This is a genomic window from Arthrobacter sp. Y3223166 (assembly GCF_059090935.1).
This window is the reverse complement of the sequence record NZ_JBNHGE010000006.1, coordinates 107,617-115,124: the sequence shown is the minus strand read 5'-3', so window position 1 is coordinate 115,124 and position 7,508 is coordinate 107,617. Positions and strand designations below refer to the sequence as shown.

Sequence of the window (7,508 nt, the reverse complement as noted above, 5' to 3'; positions counted from 1 at the left end):
GCGCCGGTGCCTGCCCCGGCGCCCAGGGTCACGCCGTCGTCGGCCTCCGGAGCCGGCGCATAACCGAGCTGGCGCAGGGAGGCGAGCAGGTCGCGGGAACCGGCCCGCGACACCAGCACCGTAGGGGCCAGCCGGCGCAGGCCCAGGCGGGCGGCGCGCGGGTCGGCGAGCAGGTCCGTCAGGGCATCTTCGTCGTCGCTGCGCAGGAAACTCGCGGCCGATCCCACCCGCAGGGCACCGTGCCGGGAAGCTGTGTCCTCCACCAGGTACCCCAACGGCTGCGGCACGCCGGTGGCCGAATGCCGGGCCAGGAAGCCGAGGATTCGGGCCGCGTCCCGGCCGGTGTCCAGGGCGCGCCGGATGCTGTCGGCCGAGAACCGGTAGATGGCCGCCGGGCCCTGGCCTTCGGCGTCGGACAGCAGGGACAGTTCGGCGGCGATATTTGGGGCCAGATACCCGGGAGCAACGGCCGTCAGGTCCGCCTGCAGCATGAATTGGTCCAGCGGTTCCGGCAGCTGCTCGGCCAGCAGCGCGGCGGCCTCGGTCAGCCGCTCCTGCGCCGTGGCCCGACCCAGCCTGGTCAGGGCGCCGGAGCCGGTGAGACCCAGCCGCGCGGCCTCGGTCAGGATGCCCGGGACCAGCCGCTTGTACCGGCGCTGCTGCCGGGGCCGCCGCCAGACCAGGTAGGCGGTAACCGCTTCCGGCGAGGGCGCCGGCGTGCTGCCGCTGGTCGCTCCACCCTCTTCCGGCGCGCCCTGTCCCACCCGACCTGTGGCGGAATCGGCCGCACCGCAGAGTTCGTCCAGTGCCTCGAGCACGTGGCGCCGGACTGCCGGTGCATCGGGGCGCGACGCTTCGGCTGCCAGCGCATTAATGGCGGTGTCCGACGTCGTCCGCCCGCCCACCAATGACGGCGCCCGGTCGAGCTGGAGCCAGGACGCGACCAGCAGCTGCCATTGGTCCCGGCGCTCGAGGGAGCCGAACGTGGCGCCCGCAGGGACCACCCAGCGGGAGGTGTCTACGTCCAGGACGACCAGGCCGGCGGCGGCGGACAGCTCCAGCAGCCAGCCGGTCATGCCCGGCTCGATCCGCAACGCCTCGGCCAGCCGCCGGACTTCCCGCACCCCCACGCCGCCGGCGCGCAGCGTGGCCACCGGGCTGCGGCGTATCTGTTCCAACAGTTCGGCGACCAGCCGCAGCGTCTCGGCCGCGGCGGAGAAAGCGGCGTTGTCGCGCAGCGAATTCCGGACCTGCCGGGCTGCAACCTCCGGCGGCCGCGTGTGCCAGGGGTCAGCCACGGCGCCGCCGCGCACCGCCAGGCCCACCGGGCGGGGGAGCTCCACGTGCGACGCGTCGATGGGCACCAGCAGCGCATGGGCGGCTAGCCAGTCGATGGGCGAGGCGGCGTCGCGCGGGCCGGTATCGGCCAGCCGGTGCGGCAGCGCCCCGAGCGGGGAGCGGCGGAACTTCCCGAGCAGTTCCTCCGTGTGCGCCGGTGCCCGGGCCATCAGCTCCGGCCAGGTCCGCGGGTCGGCGAGCCAGCTCTCGAGGGCGGCGGCTGCCCGGACGCCCGGGGACGGGGCGCCGGAGCCTTCGTCCGGGTCCGGCTCGCCAACGTCGGCGGGGAGGGCGTGACCGGCCTCCCGCAGCAGCCGCGCCGTACGGACCAAATGGTCGGCGGCGGCGGGGCTGGCGGCGGCCAGGGCTGCGTAGCTGCGGCCAAGGCCGGACGGGTACGGACCCAGTGCTTCGGCCAGGCTCGCCACCGGTAGGTAGGCCGGGGAAGGAGGGGCGGCACCGCCGTCGTCGTCGGGGGAGGGCGGTGCGGCGAGCAGCAGCAGGGCCAGCCCGTGCAGCCGCGTCAGGCACGAGTCCAGTTCGTGAAGCATCGCAGTGCCGTCCGGCGGCAAGAGCAACGGCCGCAGGGAGCGGGCGTCGGCGGCGCGTCCGGCATCCACGTCGGTGCTGAGCACTACGGCTTCGAGTACCTCCAGCTCGGGCCGGGACAGCTGCTCCAGCACCCGCTGCAGGCTGATCCGCGTGCACGCGCGCGCAGCCAGCGCGGAAAAGTCCGGCACGGCCGGCAGGCAGAGATCCGGACGGGCGCCAAACAGTTGCCGCAGCTCGGTGTCGCTGCGGGCGGCCAGTTGACCAGCCAGGGCGCGGATGGAGGACACCGGATTAACGTTACCCCGGGCCTCTGCGGCGCGACGGTGCCGAGGCGGGACTGTCTCGGGAGCGGCTGCTGCCCGCTAGCTGCGGCTGCGCGCTGGCTGCCCGCTAGCTGCGGCGGCGGCGGCGGACGCTGCCGGCCACCAGCAGCACCATCAGCACGAAGGCGATCGGAAAGCAGAACCAGGCCAGTCCCAGAAAGCCGGCCCACACCTCGGTTCCGGCCATGGCACCGGCCAAAATCACGCCCAGGCTGCCCAAACCGGTCAACAGCGCGACGACGGCGGCAAGGACCAGCACTCGGTGCAAAGCACCGGACTCGGCGGGGCGGGACGCATTGTGGGCGGGGACGGTTGCGGGCATGACACCAGATTACAGCCGCCATTTCGGGGCCTCATTCCGGGCGCTCACGCCACGAGCGGAAAGCGGCGGGCAACGGGCTCGGCGGTCAGCGGAACGCGATAACCTAGAGACAGACTTTCCCCGATTCGGCGCGGTCGCATGTGCGACCGCTGTGCTACCGGCGGGGCCCATGGTAAGAACGCAGCAGCGTGCGGTACCGCTGCATCATGAAGCAGAACGAGGTAAGCAAAGTGCCCATCGGCAAAGTCAAGTGGTTTGACACGGATAAAGGGTTTGGATTCCTGGCCAGCGAGGACGGACAGGAAGTGTTCCTGCACGCCTCGGCGCTGCCGGCCGGCGTCAAAGACGTCAAGCCAGGCACCCGGATGGAATTCGGTATAGCGGATGGCCGGCGTGGCCCCTCCGCGCTCTCGGCGCGCATCCTCGACGCCGCTCCCTCGGTGGTCCGGGCGACGCGGAAGCCGGCCGAGGACATGGCCGTGATCACCGAAGACCTGATCAAGCTTCTGGACGAGGTCTCCAACGGCCTGCGCCGGGGCCGCTACCCGGAGCGCTCCCACGCGTCGAAGGTTGCAGCGGTGCTCCGCCGCGTGGCCGACGACCTGGACGCGTAGAGCGGCCTCGATGACTGAAAATATGACCGACGCCGGCGCTGAAACGGTTGACGAGGGGCAGGCGCTCGCCGACGAGCCGAAGGCCGAGGCGGCGCCCCGGCGTCGTCCCGCCAAGCGTGCTCCGAAATTGGACCCTGTGTTGGCCGAAGCGGTGGACCGTGCGCGCGACGGTGTGCTGGAGATCGCCCCGTCGGAGCAGATCGGTGCACACGTAGGCACGTTTGCCGACGGCGACCGCCTGGCCACCCACCGGTTCGAGGCCCAACTGGCGGGCTACGCGGGCTGGCAGTGGTTCGCCACGCTGGCCCGGGTGCCGCGGGGCAAGGAAGCAACTGTTTGCGAAGTGGGCCTGCTTCCCTCCGAGAAGTCGCTGCTGGCGCCCGAGTGGGTGCCGTGGGCCGACCGGGTTCGGCCCGAAGAAGCCGCGGCTGCGGCGGAAGCAGAGGCTGCGGAGCGCTCCGAGGCTGCTGCTGCAAACGATGGGGCGGACGCGGCGGAACGCTCCGAGCCTGCTGCCGCCGATGATGCGACGGCTACGGACCGGGCCGAGGCAGCCGCGGACGGCGTGGCGGAGGCAGCGGACGGCACCGAGGCCGCTGCTGGCGATGATGTGGAGGCGGCGGACGGCACCGAGGCCGCTCCTGCCGACCATGTGGCAGCGACGGATCGGGCCGAGGCAGACGATTCCGATGTAGCCGCGGACGGCGTGGCTGCAGCCGAGGACCTGCGCCCGGCCACGGAGGACGTATCCGAAGGGAACGGCACCGAGGCCACCGACGGCACCGCGACCAAGGCCTCCGACGTCACCGCGGCCAAGGACGGCGCCGAAACTACGTCCTGACACGACCCATCGACGAGGCAGGTGTGCAGCCGGAAAGGGCGGTAAAGCGTGTTTCGTTCACTGAGGTTGTTCAACTACCGGATCTGGTTCATCGGAGCCTTGGTCTCCAATATCGGTACGTGGATGCAGCGCACGGCGCAGGACTGGCTGGTCTACGACATCCTGACCGAGCAGGACGCCGCTGCCATGGGCATCGTGATGGCCCTGCAGATGGGGCCACAACTGGTTCTGGCTCCTTGGGCAGGGCTCGTTGCCGACCGCTTTGACCGGCAAAAGCTGCTGATGGCCACCCAGATTTCGATGGCCGTGCTGGGCTTGGCGTTGGGGTTGATGGTGATCGCCGACGTCGCCCAGTTGTGGCATGTCTACGCCTTTGCTCTGGCACTCGGCATGGTGACAGCGGTGGATGCGCCGGCACGGCAGACGTTCGTCTCGGACGTGGTGCGCGACGATTACCTGCCCAACGCAGTGGCGCTGAACAGCACGTCCTTCAACCTGGCCAGAATGGTCGGGCCGGCCATTGCCGGTGTGCTCACCGTCGCCATTGGTCCCGGACCGGTATTCCTGATTAACACCGCTACCTTCGCGGCAATGATCGCGGCGCTGCTCGCCATCCGACGGCAGGAGCTTCACCTGCGGGAGAAGGCCGCCAAGGGACGCGGGCAGATCCTCGAAGGCTTCCGGTATGTGAAGCAGCGGCCCGACCTGGTGGTCGTGCTCGCTGCCATCTTTATCATCGGTACTTTCGGCCTGAACTTTTCCGTCTTTGTCGCCTCCATGGCGCGGACCGAATTCGGCGGACACGCCGGTGATTTCGGCCTGCTCTCCTCGGTCATGGCCGCAGGTTCGGTCACCGGTTCGTTGCTTAGCGCACGGCGTGACCGGCCGCGGCTGCGCTATATCTTTGGCGCCTCGGTGGCCTTCGGCATCGCCTGTACTGCGGCAGGGCTCGCCCCCACAATTTGGCTCTTCGGGCTGGCGCTCGTGCCGGTCGGCGCTGCCGCCATCACGATCATGACCAGCGCCAATGCGTATGTGCAGACCACGACTGCTCCCATGATGCGCGGGCGCGTCATGTCTTTGTACATGGCCATCCTGATGGGCGGGACCCCGATCGGTGCGCCTCTGGTCGGTTTGGTGGCCAACAGCTTCGGCCCGCGCTGGGGGCTGGGGGTGGCCGCGCTGTCCGGCGTGGCTGCAGCCGCGGTCGGGATCGTATGGGCCTGGCGTGCCCACCACATGCGTCTGCGCTTCGACCGCTCTGCGGCCCGGAAACTCACCATTACCTACGGTGTGCCGGACCGTCGCGCCTAAGAGATTCCGAGACCGCAGGCGCCCCACGCACCCGGAATCTTCTGCTGGCGTTACAGCATTCTCCGCAGGCGCCGCCGACATTTTTTGCTCGTGCCGCGGGAAGCTCAGAATGGGGGTGGTGCGTTGGGGTCGGTGTTTTCGTCGGGCAGTTCGATGCCGCCGAGCGTACGTTTTGGTGGTTGGTCGCCGCGGTCGCTGATATCGCGGGCGGCGCCGTCTCCAGTGGCGGCAGCGGCGCCGGCTGCATCTGGGGCCCCGTCGGTGTTCTCTTCGCTTTCGCCGCTGGATGCCGCTTCCGTCTCCTTCGGCCGGGGCAGGAGAGTGTCCCAGCCCTCGTCCGGGTAAGTGGTCTTGCGGTGGCCGGTGCGCGTGGTCCATGTGATCTCACCGTGTGGCCCGGCCTGGGCCTGGATGTGCCCGCCGGTCTTCGCCGCGTGGTGGGCGCTGCACAGGCACTGCAGGTTTTCCGGCATAGTCGGCCCGCCGTCGTCCCACCCGCGGACATGGTCGATCTCGCAGTATCTGGCCGCGCGGCGGCAGCCGGGGAAGCGGCAGTGCCGGTCCCGGACACGGACCAGGCGTTTGAGCCATTGGGGCGGAGTCCGCAGTTTCCGGGCGGCCGCGATCGCCTGGCCGTGGTCGTCGGTGAGCACCGGCAGCCAAGACCTGGCCAGCTGCGCCAGTTCCCGTCCCATGTCTGCCGGGATCGGGCCGTGCCCGGCCAAGTCCCCGGGCTCCTCGCCCAGTCCCAGCAGCGTGGCCAGGGGCACCGTGACCAGCGTCCCCGGCCCCGCACCACCACAGTTGCCGCCGCCGCTGACGGCGGTTGCCTCGCATCCAACGAAGGCGCCGCTACCGGCGGTTGCCGGTGCCGTGGCCGGGGCTGCCGGTGTCGTGTCGTCCGTCGTCGTCGTGGCCGCCCCGCCGGCCGGGCAGGTGCGGCCGGTCAGCATGAGGTCAGAGAACACGTCGGCGCGCAGTTGGGGCAGGGTCCTGGCCTCGCCGGGGCCTTGGAGGGAGCGGGCTGTGGCCTGGATCCGGTCGAAGACCAGATGCGCCTTGTCCGCGCTGGTCCGGATCCACAACTCGGCCATCCCGTCGTCCTGGTCGGTCAGTTGCACGTCCCGGGACTCGTTCGCCCGCCGGTGCCGCTGCTCCAGGGATTCCGGGTGCAGCCGGTCCCGCATCCGCCGGGCACGGGACCGCACGGTATCCAATGTGACGTCCCCGGCGCCGGGCAGCACCGCGGCCTCAAAATCCGGCAGGCATTCCGCCGGCAGGTCCGCGCAGCCGCGGGCCAGCGCCTTCGCCCGCGGCAAGTCCAGGTCCCCGCGGCCCATCGCCTCAAGAGTGCCCGGCAGGTGCGTGCAGATCTGCCGGGCATCGGCCAGCATGGCCCGCGCCGCCGCGTCACCGGTGCACAGATGCGCCGAGACCTCCTGGTGCGCGAAGCGGGAAAAGCCTTCCGGGTCCCGGTCCCCGCCCACACCGGGACGCAGCCGGGCGAAGCGGTCCAACGCCTTCACCCGGCACGACTGCACCCACGCCTCCACCCGCGCGGCAGCCAAAAGATAATCCATGGTCTGCACGTCATCCAGTTCCGCCGGCTCCACCACCGCCAACAAACCGGCCAGCACGGCAGGCACCCCCACCCCGCCCTCGGGCATCACAGGCTCGCCACCGGCGTCCTCCGGCACCACGGTCAGTCCTACCCCCTCCTCGGTGGTCCCGGCCGTCGGTTGTCCGGCGCCAGATTCCTGGGATGCTCCGGGATCCTCGGATACGGTTGGCTGCCCGCCGCCGTCGGCTTTGGTTGGCGAGGGAATCTCTGCAGTGTCGGCCGCCTCGGCGGCGGCAGACGCACCAGGGTCAGCGGCCGCCGAGTAGAGTCCGGCGCGATCAGAGCTGATGCCATACCGGCGGAGCAACGCTTCTGCCACCACGTGCTGCAGCAGCGCTTCCAGCAGGGAACTGTCCGGACGCGAAGGCACACCAAGGTCCATCACCAGTCCCTGTCCCGGAACCGGGAACCGAAGCTCGTCGCCCTCGCCCTCCATATCCTCACGCTACCGGCTGCCTCCGACAGTTTGAGGGGCGAGCGTTCAGGCTCGCTGGACGGCGGGACGCGGCTGGCGCAACGCCCTACGCAACTGCTGCCAATGCGAAAGGTCCGGCCGCCGCGAACGGTAGCCGGACCTTTGCGA

The 7,508-nt window shown here is 70.5% G+C and carries 6 protein-coding genes; 3 read left to right on the top strand and 3 right to left on the bottom strand.

Translation table 11 applies throughout. The annotated features are described in order from the left end of the window. Both AC5RUH_RS05355 and AC5RUH_RS05350 read right to left on the bottom strand, forming a co-directional pair. Window positions 1–2,177, bottom strand: a 2,177-nt coding sequence (locus AC5RUH_RS05355) for a helicase-associated domain-containing protein (protein ID WP_494128096.1), incomplete at its 3' end; no start/stop codon positions are given. A gap of 103 nt (window positions 2,178–2,280) precedes the next feature. Next, on the bottom strand, window positions 2,281–2,535 hold the full coding sequence (locus tag AC5RUH_RS05350) for a hypothetical protein (protein WP_494073372.1): 255 nt from the start codon (window positions 2,533–2,535) through the stop codon (window positions 2,281–2,283). 230 nt (window positions 2,536–2,765) lie between these two features. Here AC5RUH_RS05350 and AC5RUH_RS05345 point away from each other — a divergent pair, with 230 nt between their 5' ends. From AC5RUH_RS05345 to AC5RUH_RS05335, 3 genes are read left to right on the top strand one after another with little or no spacing between them, the layout of a single operon-like run. Beyond that, a complete protein-coding gene (locus AC5RUH_RS05345; RefSeq protein ID WP_494014722.1) occupies window positions 2,766–3,149 on the top strand; it encodes a cold-shock protein in 384 nt (127 codons plus the stop codon). Between the two features lie 10 nt (window positions 3,150–3,159). Continuing rightward, complete coding sequence (locus tag AC5RUH_RS05340; protein ID WP_494128095.1) at window positions 3,160–3,990, top strand: DUF3027 domain-containing protein; 831 nt, start codon at window positions 3,160–3,162, stop codon at window positions 3,988–3,990. 48 nt (window positions 3,991–4,038) lie between these two features. Then, window positions 4,039–5,304 (top strand): MFS transporter, encoded by a 1,266-nt coding sequence (locus AC5RUH_RS05335; RefSeq protein ID WP_494128094.1) that lies wholly within the window; start codon window positions 4,039–4,041, stop codon window positions 5,302–5,304. Between the two features lie 104 nt (window positions 5,305–5,408). On the opposite strand, the gene AC5RUH_RS05330 is transcribed toward AC5RUH_RS05335, so the two are convergent. Continuing rightward, a complete protein-coding gene (locus AC5RUH_RS05330; RefSeq protein ID WP_494128093.1) occupies window positions 5,409–7,361 on the bottom strand; it encodes an HNH endonuclease signature motif containing protein in 1,953 nt (650 codons plus the stop codon). Window positions 7,362–7,508 lie beyond the last annotated feature (147 nt).